Source organism: Guptibacillus hwajinpoensis (genome assembly GCF_020524165.1).
In the GTDB taxonomy this organism is placed as follows: domain Bacteria; phylum Bacillota; class Bacilli; order Bacillales; family Guptibacillaceae; genus Guptibacillus; species Guptibacillus hwajinpoensis_D.
Window position 1 is genome coordinate 901,158 of record NZ_JAIVKU010000005.1, and the last position, 14,300, is coordinate 915,457.

The 14,300-nt window shown below is 38.7% G+C and carries 14 protein-coding genes; 3 read left to right on the forward strand and 11 right to left on the reverse strand.

Annotation, left to right across the window (positions count from 1 at the left end; translation table 11 throughout):
• Positions 1–87 precede the first annotated feature (87 nt).
• A complete protein-coding gene (locus LC090_RS17765) occupies positions 88–834 on the reverse strand; it encodes an MOSC domain-containing protein (protein WP_255648143.1) in 747 nt (248 codons plus the stop codon).
• 122 nt (positions 835–956) lie between these two features.
• Here LC090_RS17765 and LC090_RS17770 point away from each other — a divergent pair, with 122 nt between their 5' ends.
• On the forward strand, positions 957–1,139 hold the full coding sequence (locus LC090_RS17770) for a hypothetical protein (RefSeq protein WP_226659339.1): 183 nt from the start codon (positions 957–959) through the stop codon (positions 1,137–1,139).
• Here LC090_RS17770 and abc-f (LC090_RS17775) read toward each other — a convergent pair.
• On the reverse strand, positions 1,136–2,812 hold the full coding sequence (gene abc-f, locus LC090_RS17775; RefSeq protein WP_226659340.1) for a ribosomal protection-like ABC-F family protein: 1,677 nt from the start codon (positions 2,810–2,812) through the stop codon (positions 1,136–1,138). The genes LC090_RS17770 and abc-f (LC090_RS17775) overlap by 4 nt on opposite strands.
• 543 nt (positions 2,813–3,355) lie before the next feature.
• Here abc-f (LC090_RS17775) and LC090_RS17780 point away from each other — a divergent pair.
• The gene (locus tag LC090_RS17780; protein ID WP_226659341.1) at positions 3,356–5,107 is read left to right on the forward strand and encodes an N-acetylmuramoyl-L-alanine amidase; all 1,752 of its coding nucleotides are present in this window, start codon (positions 3,356–3,358) and stop codon (positions 5,105–5,107) included.
• Positions 5,108–5,196: 89 nt separating this feature from the next.
• On the opposite strand, the gene LC090_RS17785 is transcribed toward LC090_RS17780, so the two are convergent.
• A complete protein-coding gene (locus LC090_RS17785) occupies positions 5,197–5,697 on the reverse strand; it encodes a carboxymuconolactone decarboxylase family protein (RefSeq protein ID WP_226659342.1) in 501 nt (166 codons plus the stop codon).
• Positions 5,698–5,886: 189 nt separating this feature from the next.
• Here LC090_RS17785 and LC090_RS17790 point away from each other — a divergent pair, with 189 nt between their 5' ends.
• Positions 5,887–6,999, forward strand: a complete 1,113-nt coding sequence (locus LC090_RS17790) for a GGDEF domain-containing protein (RefSeq protein ID WP_226659343.1) — start codon at positions 5,887–5,889, stop codon at positions 6,997–6,999.
• 10 nt (positions 7,000–7,009) lie between these two features.
• On the opposite strand, the gene coaW is transcribed toward LC090_RS17790, so the two are convergent.
• The 8 genes from coaW to LC090_RS17825 all read right to left on the reverse strand — a co-directional run bounded on the left by coaW (position 7,010) and on the right by LC090_RS17825 (position 14,275).
• Positions 7,010–7,855, reverse strand: a complete 846-nt coding sequence (gene coaW, locus LC090_RS17795; protein ID WP_226659344.1) for a type II pantothenate kinase — start codon at positions 7,853–7,855, stop codon at positions 7,010–7,012.
• A gap of 59 nt (positions 7,856–7,914) precedes the next feature.
• Positions 7,915–9,669: a PAS domain S-box protein gene (locus LC090_RS17800; protein WP_226659345.1), complete on the reverse strand. Its 1,755-nt coding sequence runs from the start codon at positions 9,667–9,669 to the stop codon at positions 7,915–7,917.
• Between the two features lie 358 nt (positions 9,670–10,027).
• Positions 10,028–10,828, reverse strand: coding sequence for an aminoglycoside N(3)-acetyltransferase (locus LC090_RS17805; RefSeq protein WP_226659346.1), 801 nt, complete (start codon positions 10,826–10,828; stop codon positions 10,028–10,030).
• On the reverse strand, positions 10,825–12,666 hold the full coding sequence (gene abc-f, locus LC090_RS17810) for a ribosomal protection-like ABC-F family protein (protein WP_226659347.1): 1,842 nt from the start codon (positions 12,664–12,666) through the stop codon (positions 10,825–10,827). Before abc-f (LC090_RS17810) ends, LC090_RS17805 begins: the two co-directional genes overlap by 4 nt.
• Positions 12,667–12,850: 184 nt before the next feature.
• On the reverse strand, positions 12,851–12,979 hold the full coding sequence (locus LC090_RS22020) for an RAxF-45 family protein (RefSeq protein ID WP_255648144.1): 129 nt from the start codon (positions 12,977–12,979) through the stop codon (positions 12,851–12,853).
• 56 nt (positions 12,980–13,035) lie between these two features.
• Entirely contained in the window at positions 13,036–13,353 is a 318-nt protein-coding gene (locus LC090_RS17815; protein ID WP_226659348.1) for a DMT family transporter, read from the reverse strand.
• Positions 13,354–13,365: 12 nt separating this feature from the next.
• Positions 13,366–13,689: a DMT family transporter gene (locus LC090_RS17820; RefSeq protein WP_226659349.1), complete on the reverse strand. Its 324-nt coding sequence runs from the start codon at positions 13,687–13,689 to the stop codon at positions 13,366–13,368.
• 1 nt (position 13,690) lies between these two features.
• The gene (locus tag LC090_RS17825; protein ID WP_226659350.1) at positions 13,691–14,275 is read right to left on the reverse strand and encodes a TetR/AcrR family transcriptional regulator; all 585 of its coding nucleotides are present in this window, start codon (positions 14,273–14,275) and stop codon (positions 13,691–13,693) included.
• Between the last annotated feature and the right edge of the window lie 25 nt (positions 14,276–14,300).

The following is a 14,300-nucleotide window of genomic DNA, read 5'->3' on the forward strand; positions in this document are numbered from 1 at the left end:
TCCCATCCAAAGACGGGGCTTCATTAATGCTTGTACCCTGTTCAACTTTATCTCTAACGTCAAAACAACAAATCGATCATGGGAATTTTATCCTTCAGGCGTTTCGATTTGATCTAATAGCCATACGTGATCACTCATACTTATTTGGCCAGTTCGAATCACGCGAGCATACATTCCAAAGACATTCTTGTATTCTTTCGCAACTTTCTTCAATAATCCGGGCTGTTTCTCTCCAGTTTTAGGGTCAACTGTGATAATCATACACCGTTCACAGGGCTTAACGAATTGAATGAGTACCTCTTCCCCTATTCTCAAGTATTTCCCTTCCCACGTTTGTTCAACAAATGGGATCTTCTCCAATAAATCGAGTTTTAGGTTCGGTCGAAACCGCCGTTCGTCGGTTTGTTTGCCCCATGAGTTCGATAAAGCTTGAAGTGAAGCGTCCGTTACGATCAAAAGGTGCTCTTCCTCGATCGGTCCGATCGGAACATGTTCAGGATGGTAAACTTTTTTTGTTAATTGTTTGGAAGATTTTTCTTCCAGGTCTTTTAACCAGGTAGAGTCAGACCATTTAAATGTTTCTCCTTCTGGTGTCAAAATGGCTGGCTCAGGGTAAGCGTCTAGTGATTCTGATGCACGAAATGATGCTTGATAGCGCACAAGTGATGGAAACTGTGTAATGGTAAAAAACGATTCATTCTCATCTAATATGACATGACTTCGATCACCATACAGCCCATAATTCATGACCATTGCCTCTGAAACAATTTCACCCGTCATTGATTTTACAGGATGACGCATAATTTCACTTATTGTCCCAATTTGAATTATCATCAGCTCCCGTCTCTCCTTAGTTTAACCAAAGTGAAAAAATCTTATTTTTTCTATAAATCTAGTATAAACAATAAGAGATTTGCATAAAACTAGTAGAAACGAAGGAAAAAGGAGAGAGATGAATGGAAATAAAAGAATACTACTCCATTACCCTCTATAACGAAAGGCGTAGAGCAATTTTTCAATCGGAAGACGAATATGATAATTTCGACGAAGCACAGCGTGAAGGGTACGTCCTTCTCCGTAATCATCCAAAAGCCGATTTGTATTCAGTTGAACGTTATTTTGCAGTAGAAGACGTCTAAAGCGATCTCTTCTTTTCTAGTAAGATCGCAAGTTTATGATCGAGCTCAGCTATTTTTTCATCACCCGGAAGTAATAAACTGATCTTACTAATTAGCGCGGAAATTTCATTATCTAAAAGCATCTTTTGTTCTTCATTCTTTTTTGAAGAAGCAGAGGAGCTTTTTTCTTTCGTACGAGCCCGATAGTGTGATAAATGATGCTCAATTCTTTTCACTTTCTGATCTTCAAAAACGAGCAATTTATCACACATTTTTTCCATAAAATAAACATCGTGTGACACGATCAGCAAACTACCTGTAAACTCTTGAAGGGTATACTCTAGCTGTTCTCGTGAAGGTAAATCCAAGTGATTTGTCGGCTCATCGAGGATTAATAAATCATATTTGTTCATTAACAAACGCGTCAGTTTAAGTTTTGTTCTTTCTCCAAGACTGAGTTGAGCAATGGTGGCGTTGATTCGATCTCGCTCCATTCCCATCGAAGCAAGTATTGATTTTGCTTGAAAGATCTCTTCCTTCCTTGCGACATGTAAAGCCTCAATGGGGGTCTTCTTTTCAGGAAGATCATAGACATCTTGTGAAAGATAGCCGATTTTGAGCGATGGACTTTTCCACACTTCTCCCTCGCTCAGTGGCTCCACTCCAAGCAGCATTTGTAATAAAGTCGTTTTACCACATCCATTTTCCCCAATTATTCCAATTCTTTCACCGTACTTCATATAGAAAGAACTGTTTTTAAATAACCATCGCTCCCCATAACACTTCCCTGCATTAACTGCTTCAACGACACGCTTGCCACGAGAATTGTTTACCTGAAACTGAAATTGCACTTCTTTTCCCTGCTCAGGCTGAACGAATTGATTTTTCTGTAGCTCCTTTTCAAGTCGCTTTTGCTTTGACTTCACTTGGCGATCCATTTTCTTCGCTTTCATTCGATAATATTCCTTCGCGCCATCTTGTTTTGTTGAATCACGGTGTGCTTTTTCTGACCAGTTCGTTAATCCAGCAATCTGGCCTTCTATTCGCTTTATTTCTTTTTGTTGTACGGCATAATGATGAAGCTGATCTTCATATCTTTTTTGCTTTTCGACGCGATAGATCGAGTAGTTCCCTTGATAATCACTTATTTCCCCAGCTTCAACTTCTAGAATTCTAGTAATCGTTTGATCGAGAAAATAACGATCATGAGAAATGATAAGAACCGCACCATGAAAAGAGTGAAGCTCTCGAATCAACCAATTTACACCTTTTTCATCTAAGTGGTTCGTTGGTTCATCGAGAACTAATAAATCTGGATTCATCGACCATATCTTCGTGAGAGCTAGTTTTAACTTTTCGCCACCGCTTAAATTCTCTGCACCTACTTGGAGTGAGCCAATGCCTAACTCTTTTTCTCTTTTGAAGTCGAAAGAATTGGCATTAAATCGAAGATCTCCAATCATCTCCTCCTGATCGATCGACTGCTTGAGATAACCAATTTTTCCTTTAAAAGAAACCGTACCTTGATCTGGTTCAATCTCATTCACGCAAATCCTTGCTAACGTTGTTTTGCCAGCACCATTTGGCCCCACAATCCCAATACGCTCACCTTGATGGATATCGATATTAACTTGATCAAACAAAATGTTTTCATGAAAGCTCTTTTTTAATCCTCTGATTGACATCACGTTCATCGAATCTCCCCCATTCTTAGTTCTATGCTTTGGGGAGAAAAAAACCTCCCCATTTTCTGGAGAGGTCTGTCATTCCGCATTCCCATATATGCTAAAAAGAACGCACCATAAAGAAGCATGTTTTCTCAAGCATGGGGGTTAAAAAGGGCAGACTAATCCTATTCTCCAGAATCTCAATTTCAATTATTGAAAGTTGGTCTGAATAAATAAGATTAGTTCTTCATCGCTTCTTAACCATTCCCTTCGTCTTTCGTTGTCATTAGTTTAAAAAAATGGGTAAGCGTTGTCAATCTCACTAAGCGCTAATTCTAATGGAGCAAAATGGAATAATCTCGAAATTTGTTGAAAAAAAGAAAGAAAAAACACTCGATTTTTATCTATTTTTAGTACAAAAGGACCCTTTAATCTCTCAGGTTCGTGACCGATATTAAAAATAGTTAAGAAATACTTTCCATTTGAGACTAATTTTGAAGGGAGGCTATTTTGTTCGTTGTTGTAGCGTCACTACATACATAGGAAAAAGAATATGGGGGAATACACATCGTGCGGAGCAAGGTTTTACTATTTATGATGGCCGTTATGTTAATTTTTACAGGAATGAGTTTTCCACAAAAAACATCTGCAAGTAATGAAATCGAGCGCATCAGTGGCTCAAACAGAATTGAAACGGCATTAGAGATTTCCAAGAAAATCTCACCTGGACAGCTAACAACATCTGAAAAGGCTGTTATCTTAACTCGTGCAGATATGCCTTTTGATGCACTGGCAAGCTCTGGTCTTTCTGGAGTGAAACAAGCACCTATTCTATTAACTGGCTCAACAAAACTTGATGCTAATGTTTCAAAAGAACTTGATCGTCTTGGAGCGAGAAAGATTTATATTCTTGGTGGAACGAGTGCAGTTAGTCAAGAGATCGAAAATGAATTAAAGAAAAAATACACAGTATCAAGAGTTGATGGCTCAAATCGCTATGAAACGGCAAATGCGATCAATCAAGCTGCTGGACTTGATAAAGCGTCTACGGCAATTGTGGTAAATGGGAATCAAGTAGCCGATTCTCTTTCAGCATCAAGCGTAGCTGCCATAAAAAATTATCCGATTTATTTAACATCTGTATCTAAAGCACCAACTCTACCGTCAAACATCAAAACGATCTACTTAATTGGCGGAACTTCCGTACTAACAGAAAACGTACGTACTCAATTAGAACAGCAGGGGAAGAAAGTCGTACGCCTCTCAGGGGAAGATCGTTTTCTAACAAACATCGCTGTTAACAAAGCCTTTTTCGCATCAAGCTCTTCTTACATTCTTGCAAGAGGAACGTCTGTTCAAGTAGATAAAGAAGATTACCCGGATGCTGTAGCTGCAGCGGCATTAGCAGAAAAGACTAATTCACCTGTCATTTTGGCTCATGATGTAAAACCAATTCCAGATGTTCAAACTTATCTTTATCAACATGCCTCTTCTTTAATGGTATTAGGTGGGGAAGCAGCCCTTTCTTCTACTATCGTAAACTCTTATAAAATGAAAGAACAAGCAGAAGAAGTCGTGTTGGAAACTGGTATTGTGACAGCTTCGAGCTTAAATGTTCGAACTTCTCCAGGATTGAACGGAACGAAAATCGGAGCACTGCCACGTAACGCTGAAGTGGACATTTACGGTTACGCTGGAGATTGGGCAAAAATCAACTATCAAGGACAAGTAGCCTATGTACATAGTGGTTACTTAATTCTTAAAAGCAGTAACTCATTAAACAACTTAACGATCGTTGTAGATGCTGGGCATGGTGACCATGATCCTGGTGCAAGCAATGGGAAGCTTCTTGAGAAGGACATCAACCTTGATGTAGCTCTTTATCTAGAGAAGAAGCTTAAATCCGCTGGCGCTAACGTTGTAATGACGCGCAGAGATGATTCTTTTCTTGAGCTAAGAGAACGTTCCAATATCGCAAACAACTTAAACGCCGATGCTTTTATTAGCGTGCATACAAATTCAGCTACCGAAGCAGCTCATGGAATTGAAACGTATTGGTATGATAAATATAGCTCTGCCGAGAGCAAAGCTCTTGCAGAAAGCATTCTAAAACGCTTAATTGAAGTAACCGAAGCAAGAGATCGTGGCGTTAAAAACCAGAGTTTCTCAGTTATTCGGGAATCAAAAATGGCAAGTGTTCTTGTTGAAGTCGGGTTTTTAACAAATAATGAAGAATACAAGCTTCTCCTTACACAAGAGTATAGAGAAGAGCTTGCTGAAGGAATTTATCAAGGTGTATTAGATTATTATAAAACGAAGTAAATGGAAAAGGAGCCTCCGATAATGTAGGAGACTCCTTTTTTGTTTATTAAACAATTAATTAGCGGGTACGTCCTTTTGTCAAATTCTCTTTATAACCCAAGACCAATCGACGTCTGATTTGTATAAGACGTATACGCAATCAGCTGATTAATTTCAACGATTTCTTTTTCGCTATAGCCATGTTCTTTTAGTCTCTCTAGATCCGCTTTCTCTAAGCTCTTTGGATTCGTGACAAGTTTCTCGGCATACATTAGGATACTTTTCAAATGACCTTCAAAAGCATTTGAGGATTTATATCGCTCAAGCTCTTCAAGAATAGTTTCATCTCCACTGATCTCTTTTAATAAATTTCCATGTCCAGTGTAACAAAATTCACAGCCATTTAATTTCGACACAAAAACAACTACAGCTTCAGTTTCAAACTGATTTAGAACTCCTGCTTTCACAGCTTCTGCTAAAGGCATAAACGCTGAAAAAACATCAGGACTTTTCGCAATAAGTCGGTTAAATACAGGAACAGGGTGTTCAAGATCTTTATAGATGTCAAGTTTCTTAATATCAGATTGTTTAGCAGGTTTAATCCACGGCATTTATTATCATCCTTTCTCTATCTAACCCTATCATAACAAAATGTTTTTTTACTCTCACTCATTCTGGTCCTTTACTGATTGCTGCCGTTTGTTATCAGAAAAGGAATGAACAAATTATTAACCCCGTTATATAGCGTAAATGGTAAAATAAAGTCGAAGGGATTAACTCAGAATTCGAGGTGTAGACGTATGCAGTTAATTCAAGATTTTTTTGTAAATATGATGATCATGCTAGCGCTACTCTTCATTTATTTTCAGGTATTTAGAGAAGAAAACCTAACGCCACTCTCTTCAATTAAAAGGAAGATTCTTAGCGGGCTATATGCAGGAATGATCGGAATTTTCCTGATGATTTATAGCATTCAAGTGGAAACAACAACCATCGTTGATTTAAGGCACATTCCCCTTTTGCTTGTGACTCTATACGGAGGTGCATTACCAGGGGTGGTTGCTCTTATTATCATCCAAATGACGCGCTTTATGATCGGAATGAACCTTTCTTCCTTTGTTTCACTTGGTTTACTTACTTCTCTTTATATCGGATATCTACTATTTAGGAAATGGAATGTTTCCAATTTTATCAAAACAATTTGGATGCTCCTTTATTCTAACTTCGCCTTTAGTGTCATCATCGTTTACTTTCTACTTGATATCACAAGCTTATTTAGCGTAATCAATGTGCTCTACTGGCTTACCTCAATGCTAACAGGCCTAATGGCTATTTATACAACCGAGCATTTACGAAAAACAAATCAACTTTTTAGAGAATACAAAAAGAGTGCTACTGTTGATCCGCTTACTGGGTTAAACAATGTAAGAAGTTTTGATGAAGTGTTAAATCGCGCGATACAAGGAGCCTCTGCAAACGATGAAAAGCCTTTATCCCTTTTAGTGATTGATATCGATCATTTTAAAGATGTGAATGATACGTATGGACACGCTGCTGGAGATATCGTATTAACACAATTTGGTAAGACACTAAGAAGTGCCGCCAGATTAAACGATAGTGTATCTCGAAACGGTGGAGAAGAATTCACCATTTTATTAGAAAATTGTTCGAACAGAGAGGCACTGGAGATCGGAGAAAGGGTCCGTTCCATGATCGAAGAAAATTCTTTTGCAATTAATAAAGAGATCAGCATTCACATCACTGCCTCAATTGGTGCGAGTACTTTTCCAGAAACGGTTTCATCTCCTGATCAGCTTTATCGAGAAGCTGATGAAGCCCTCTATCAAGCGAAACGAAGTGGACGAAACCGGATTTATTCGAATGAACAAACTTTGAAACTCTATGAGACTTAAAAACAGGGGCTTAATGCCCCTGTTTTACTCCTAATCCTTCGAAAGGAGCATGGTATAATAATGCTCCGACTGCTCCACTAAATTGCCCCTGTTGTGGAAAGCAGGCTTTGATATGAAATAGTTCCTCAAAGTGCTCAAGCTGCTTTCTAAATAAGGGATTCGACTGAAAAGTAGAACCAATGAAAACAATGGTAGAGGTAGAAATGGTCTTCGCAAATGGAATCGCCATCATTAAAATCGATTCAGAAATCATTCCTATTAAGCATGCTAACACATCTTCATCTTTTACTTCTTGATGCTTTATCCGCTCCATAAAGCCAAAATTACTGGCAGTTAACTCTCCCCCAATTGGAGAGGCACCCTCATAAATATCCTTTACCTTTAAATCAATGCCATTTCGATCACCTTTAGCTGCTAGTTGAGTGATCTCCTGAAAATCCGTTCGCCCAGTTAATAAGTATGCAAGTCCCATAAGCATTCCACCACCCACACCAGTTCCGCCAAGTCTTTCAGCACCTTTTCGATTAACGGAGTGAATGGAAGTACCTGTACCAACGTTGACAACTAAGTAATTGTCGGGCAACGTAAGATTTGATGTTTCGACGATTGACTGGACACCTCTTGTCGTTGCCTCAAATTCAGGAACCATTTGAACCTCATTTTCTAACAACTTAGCTAGGACCGACTGCTTCGCTCCCGTTATTCTCACTTTTGCTTTAGGATGCTGCTCTTTAAGCCAGTTAACAATCTCATTGATCTCACTTAACGTAACCATTTTAAAGGTATATTTTCCTTGTTCAACATGAGCTGTTTTAATCAATGTCCCACCCGCATCAATACCAACGAAATCCGTCATTTCATCCCTTCTTTCATGACAATTCCTATGTATGCCGCTTCTCCCTTCGGAGGGAAGGGCTAGTTACCCTTCCTTGGAAGCTGGATATAGACCCGCGTACCTTCTCCGGGTTTACTTTCAATACGAAGACTACCTTTATGTTCGCTAATAATTTTATTACTAACCGTCATGCCAAGCCCAATGCCTTTTTCTTTATTGGTATAAAATGGGACGCCGATACGCTCAAGTCTTTCTTCTTCAATACCCACACCATTATCATGAATTTCAATGTTAACGTCGTTACAATTTTCCTCAAGAAGAATATTGATTTGCCCGTCTTGTTCAATTGCTTCCACGGCATTCTTTAAAATATTAATAAATACTTGCTTCATCTGGTTTTTCTGACAACGAATGACGATGGATTTCAGCTGACTGCTAATATGAATTCGAATATTTTTAGAAGCGGCTTGTGGTGTCAGGACGTTAATGGCATTTTTAATTAACTTTAATAAACTGACCTCTGCTACTTCGCTTGCTTCAGGTTTAGCAAGCGAAATAAACCCATTCACCACCTCTTCTATTTTCGCAAGTTCTCCTTCAATGATTTGATGATACATACGATCATCTTCTCTTTGCTCTTTCGCTAATAGTTTCATAAACCCCTTTATCGATGTAAGTGGATTTCGAACTTCATGCGCAAAACCTGCCGCTACATCTCCAATCAATGCTAGCTTCTCAATATTTTCTCGATATTGTTCTAACTGTATTTTTTCAGTGATATCTCTAGATATAAAGACAAAATGATTCACTTGTCCGTCTCCATCAGTAACGGGCATTCCTTTCGCTTCTAGAATAACGTTATGCCCAGAAGCATGCACTTTTCGATAAACCGTTGTAATTGGCTGTTTTGTTTCCGTTAAAGTTTGAATAGCTTTTTGACATTTTTCGAAATCTTCAGCGTGGATAAAAGTTAATATATCCTTTCCTACAACTTCCTCTTGCTCATAACCTAATACTTCTTTATAGGAAGGTGATGCATAAACTGAAGTCCCTTCAAGATTCATCATGCAAATTAAGTCATTGCTATGTTCAAGAATCATTCGATGTTTTTTCTCATTTAATTGAAGTTTCATCTCAGCATAATGTTTTTCAGTAACATCTCTTGAAACAACAACATAAGAGCATTCATTTTCGTTTAAGATGCACGTACCCTGTGATTCAATATAACGATAGACCCCATCTTTACGTTTCATTCGATACTTAATAATGAGGGGTTCTCGTGAATCCACCAGCTTAGCAAATTCAGCTCTCACATATTCGACATCTTCCTCATGAACATATCGAATGGAACTCCGGCCAATTTCATCTTCAATGCGATTACGAGCGTATTTTCGATAGGAAGGTGAAACGTATAGAAGCCTACCATTAGCATCAAGTAAACTTATGATCTCATTCATGTTCTCTGTAATGAGATCATAATGATCATACATATCCTGGACGTTCTTTCGCTCTTGATCAACTTCTTTAATAATCGCTGATGTTTGACCAAGGAAATTTTCAACTGGAATGGCTAATACCTCTACAGAAACAAAGGATCCATCCTTCTTCCTCCATCGTTGAATCAGCGCTCCTGGATTAACACCGTTGATAGAAGCTTCAATTCGCTTAATAACTTTTTGCTTTTCGATTGGATGAATCGTCTCCCAAATAGACTTCCCTTCTAATTCATAAGCATCGCTATAGCCAAGAAGCTGAAGAGCTGCAGCGTTTAAATACAGCCACTTCTCATTTTTTTGAACAACTAGAGCTGTTGTGGAACCTTCATAATACTTCACTAAATTTGTTACCTTCTCCCTCTCTTCTATTCTTTCATTATCAGGAGGGCTCGAACTTCTATAAGTCATGTAATTTTTGTTATAGGTCATAGCGACTCCTTTTATAATATGATCGTTTATTAAATGGGCCTTTGGAGGGATGCTTAATCAATCATATCTTCTTTTAAAAGGACCTGTTTTCCTGCAAAGTTATCATATTATAAAAAAAAGAACCTCCCTTGAGAAGCTCTTTTCCATAACTTAATTATGAAACGATTTAGCCATGAGTCATGTACTCCTTTAGTACTATTCCTTTACTTTGAAAAACATTGATAAATGGGGGAAATTCATACCATCCTTCCCCTATGCTCATCATCTATCACTGTTCACGAAACCATTTACGCCCAAAGTCAACCATCTCTCTTTGATCAAATAATTTACATACAGCACGACCAATTTTCATTTTTTGATAGCTTTCCATTCGCTCGAATTCATACCCTATCTTCTCAAAACAATCTGAATCGTAGTCGATCTCATGATAGGTTTTCCAGACTCTCTTTCCCTCCTCCATTATTGCCGCTGACTTTGTCACTCGAACATGGTCTAATTTCGCATGCTCCGATAAGTGAAGAGATGTATTGCTCTCATGTCCAACACCGATGAGAAGAATTTTTCCATCTAGCTCATAGATTTTCTCAAGCGGAGATTTTTCACCAAACCCAGCTTGTAGCAGCTGGTTCTCCGTCACGTAATCTTTTTCTTTTCCCCACGCTGAAAATGAATACATCGGATGCTCGCTTCTAACAACTCCAGGAAACTGTCTAAAAAGCTCAGCAACCGTTCCCATCCCTCTTGTTGCTGTCGTTTCTTTAGAATAGGCCGGCATATGTTCACGAATAATCGGCCACCATGATTCAGGTACAGGAGGAGCCATCCATTCTGATGGATCTGAATTCCCCGCCGATTGAGCAGGCATAACGAGCGTTCCCTCTTCGCCAACCGCTTCCATAAGTGCTTGAATAACCGCTTCTGCTCCTCCGCATACCCAACCAAGTGAACTAAGAGAGGTATGCACAATCATTGTCATCCCTTCCTTTACACCTAACTCCTGAAAATCCTCTACAAGACTACTGACTGTATGTGGCATACATACCGCATGAATCGTTTTTTGTTCTGTCATGTCTCTTCCCCCATTAATACTTCATATAATTGCTCGCGTTTAATGCTAAGTGTTTCTTTCTCCACAGATAAGGAATGATACTCTTCATCACAATTTATCACGTCAAGCCTCTGATCGATTTCAAAAAGACGTGCCTCTAGTTCTTCTACTTCTCTTTCTGCACTTATTTCTACAACTGGAGTCGTAGCTTCCTTCTTTTCTAATGGGGCTCTTTCTTCTTCTCCGACTGCATCAAGGTGTTTCTGCTTCGCTTCACTGTAAGAATAAAGATAGTGATGAAGATCTCTGTTTTCAATCCAATACGTGACTGGAAAACATTTATTCAAAAAATAACGATCGTGTGAAACGCAAATGATTGTTCCAGTAAACTTGTCGAGTGCATCTTCAAGGACTTCTCTTGAGTCAATATCCAAATGATTTGTCGGTTCATCCAGAACTAACAAATTCAATTTTTGACTCATCAACTGTGCTAAACGAAGACGCATCCTCTCTCCACCGCTTAACGAAGAGACTTTTGAAAATACCGTATAGCCGTAGAACAAAAACCTGGCTAACTCATGTCTTGCATCTGATTCAGAAACTTTTGCTGTCTCACGGTAGACATCAATCACTCTCTCATTTCCACTTTCTTTTAGTACATGTTGAGAAAGATAGCCTACTTTTACACTTCCACTCACAGTAATCTTTCCTTCTTGAGGTGGAATAGTTCCCAGTAGCGCTTTAATTAATGTCGTCTTACCACTTCCATTCTTTCCCACAATGGCTACACGTTCACCATACCTGATATGCCAATTGATCTTCTTTACTAACACTAAGTTCTCATAACCAACCGAAACCTCTTCAAAACGAACGACATCTTGACCACTACGAGAATTTACATCGAATTCCAACCCCATCTTTTTGCGCTCAAGTATGGGCCGCTTGATTTTCTCCATACGCTCGAGCGCTCTTTCCATGTTTCTCGCTCGCTTATGAAGCGCAGCATTTGGTGGATTCGCTTGATTGGCCCATTCTTTTAATCGTTTAATAGCTTCTCTCATTTTTTTGATTTTCTTTTGCTGCTCTTGATATGCTGCAAACTCGGCCAGCAACACTTTTTCCTTCTGTTCTACAAAATCACTATAAGTTCCTTTATAAACATGTAGTTCTCCATCTTCAAGATCCATTATTTTTGTAGCAACTTCATCAAGAAAATAACGATCGTGTGAAACAATGATCACCGTTCCTTTGTATTGCTTCATAAATCCTTCAAGCCATTCTACTGCTTCCACGTCCAGGTGGTTCGTTGGCTCATCTAGTAACAACAATTCAGGTTCTTGCAGTAACAACAAACCGAGCCCAACTTTTGTCTTCTCTCCTCCACTAAGCTGATGAAAAGAGGTTGCAAGAAGGCTCTGAATACCAAGCCCATTTGCCACATGTTGAATAGACGAATCAATTTCATATCCCCCTTTTCTTGTGAAGGCATCTAGCAAATGCCCATATTCCTTTAAAGTACGGTCGCTCTCATCCCCTCTCGCCATTTCCGATTCCAGCTCATTCATTCTCTCTTGCATCTTAATAAGATGAGTAAATGCGTTTCTCAGAACTTCCCTTACTTCTAACTCAGCTTCACTCGCAATTTGCGCCAAGTAACCAACTTGTGTTCCTTTCTTGTAGTGAATGACTCCATGATCTACCGCTTCAATTCCAGCTAAAAGCTGTAACAGTGTCGTTTTCCCACTTCCGTTCCTACCTACGATGCCAACTCTGTCTTTCTCCATTATTTCAAAAAAAAGATTCTCAAAAAGGCTGTTTCCACCAAGCATTTTACTAATTCCCTGTGCTGTACATATCATTTTTTTCATCCTTTCTTCTAAAAAAAACACAAAAAAACCACAAGTGAGGACCTCACCTGTGGTTAAACGTGGAATAGATTTTCTCTAAGTCGTTTCATGGACTTAAAGAAAAAAAAAAGAACGGCAGATGCCGCTCTCTTGACAGTTCATTTATTCATTCCGTTTGAAGTAGGGTAAGAGAGCCTTACGCTTGTTTTCTTATAAAGTTGTTATAATTGGACAGACCTGTCCCCTTGATAACAACTTCATGAAAAATCGCACGGCAAATCGATACATACTCCATAAATTCCGTACGAACAAAAGCGTTAGACATCTCTTCCTCACCTCCTCTAATTAATAATTCTATTCTATCTGAATGATCTGACAAAATCAACCCTCTGCTACGCGTAGTCCGACAACCGAAATAACCACACAGGATATCAAAACTAATTGCATCCGGTTCTTTGGCTCTTTAAACCAGTACATTCCAATTAAAACACTTCCTGCTGATCCGATTCCTGTCCAAATAGCATAGGCTGTACCTACTGGCAGCACCTTTAAAGATAAAGACAACATAAAGAAGCTAATCGAACCGAATAACAGAGTGAATATGGATGGTTTTAATTTTGTAAATCCTTCAGATAGCTTTAAGCTAATCACGCCGCCAACTTCACCAAGTCCAGCGATTAATAGTGCAATCCATGCCATAATATATTCCTCCTATGCTTCCTTCGCATTTAGCTTCAAGCCAATAATGGAAGAAATAAGCAATAATATAAAAAAGATTTTAATGAAGCTAATTGATTCATTTAGAAACATCATTCCAATGACTGCTGTACCCGCTGCCCCAAGTCCCGTAAAAATAGCATAAGCAGTTCCTACAGGTAAATATTTTAGTGCCTTTGAAAAAAAGTAAAAGCTAGTCGCAATTCCGACAATCGTCAACAGACTAATGACTGGGTTCGTAAAACCTTCAGAGTATTTTAAACCAATCGCCCATAAAACCTCCATCAAACCACCTATAACAAGATAAACCCATGCCACGCTACATCTCCTCCTTACGGTGAACGCCTTGAATAAATACTGTCCACGAATTTTCTAACCGCTTTTGATGTTCTTCAGGTGAATAATAGAAAACCTGCTCAAACACACCATCAAGTAAACACAAATAGGCATCAAAAACTTGCTCCCACTCGTCATCGGGAACCATCTTTATAAGGATTGACTTAATAACCTCTCTCATCACATTCTCTGTTTTTTCAAACATATCGTATATATCTGCTCTTAAGGATTCTGGTGGGAAAAGCATCATTCGTTTAAAAATCAGCCCCATTTCATCATTCCGTAAATAATTTGTGTTTTTATGAAGGAGATGATAAAGCTGATCTTCTGGATTTTGATCACTTCTCTCTTCTACCGTTCTTATAACGAACTCATTGTAATCAACGGACACTTTATGAATAACTCCTAAGAAAAGATCTTCCTTACTTTTATAATGAGCATAGAGAGATGGCTTTTTTATGCCAACTCCTGAAGCGATATCTGAAAGGGAAGTTCCTTCAAATCCTTTACGGGCAAATAAAATGAGTGCCACCTGCTTAATTCGCTCTTGAGTTGAATCTTTTTGCATTCTACACTACCTACCGTTCGTTAGT

Coding starts and splice junctions, on each gene's coding strand:
- LC090_RS17765 (WP_255648143.1), bottom strand. CDS start 834: ATGATAATTCAAATTGGGACAATAAGTGAAATTATGCGTCATCCTGTA.
- LC090_RS17770 (WP_226659339.1), top strand. CDS start 957: ATGGAAATAAAAGAATACTACTCCATTACCCTCTATAACGAAAGGCGT.
- abc-f (WP_226659340.1), bottom strand. CDS start 2,812: ATGAACGTGATGTCAATCAGAGGATTAAAAAAGAGCTTTCATGAAAAC.
- LC090_RS17785 (WP_226659342.1), bottom strand. CDS start 5,697: ATGCCGTGGATTAAACCTGCTAAACAATCTGATATTAAGAAACTTGAC.
- LC090_RS17790 (WP_226659343.1), top strand. CDS start 5,887: ATGCAGTTAATTCAAGATTTTTTTGTAAATATGATGATCATGCTAGCG.
- coaW (WP_226659344.1), bottom strand. CDS start 7,855: ATGACGGATTTCGTTGGTATTGATGCGGGTGGGACATTGATTAAAACA.
- LC090_RS17805 (WP_226659346.1), bottom strand. CDS start 10,828: ATGACAGAACAAAAAACGATTCATGCGGTATGTATGCCACATACAGTC.
- abc-f (WP_226659347.1), bottom strand. CDS start 12,666: ATGATATGTACAGCACAGGGAATTAGTAAAATGCTTGGTGGAAACAGC.
- LC090_RS22020 (WP_255648144.1), bottom strand. CDS start 12,979: ATGTCTAACGCTTTTGTTCGTACGGAATTTATGGAGTATGTATCGATT.
- LC090_RS17815 (WP_226659348.1), bottom strand. CDS start 13,353: ATGGCATGGATTGCACTATTAATCGCTGGACTTGGTGAAGTTGGCGGC.
- LC090_RS17825 (WP_226659350.1), bottom strand. CDS start 14,275: ATGCAAAAAGATTCAACTCAAGAGCGAATTAAGCAGGTGGCACTCATT.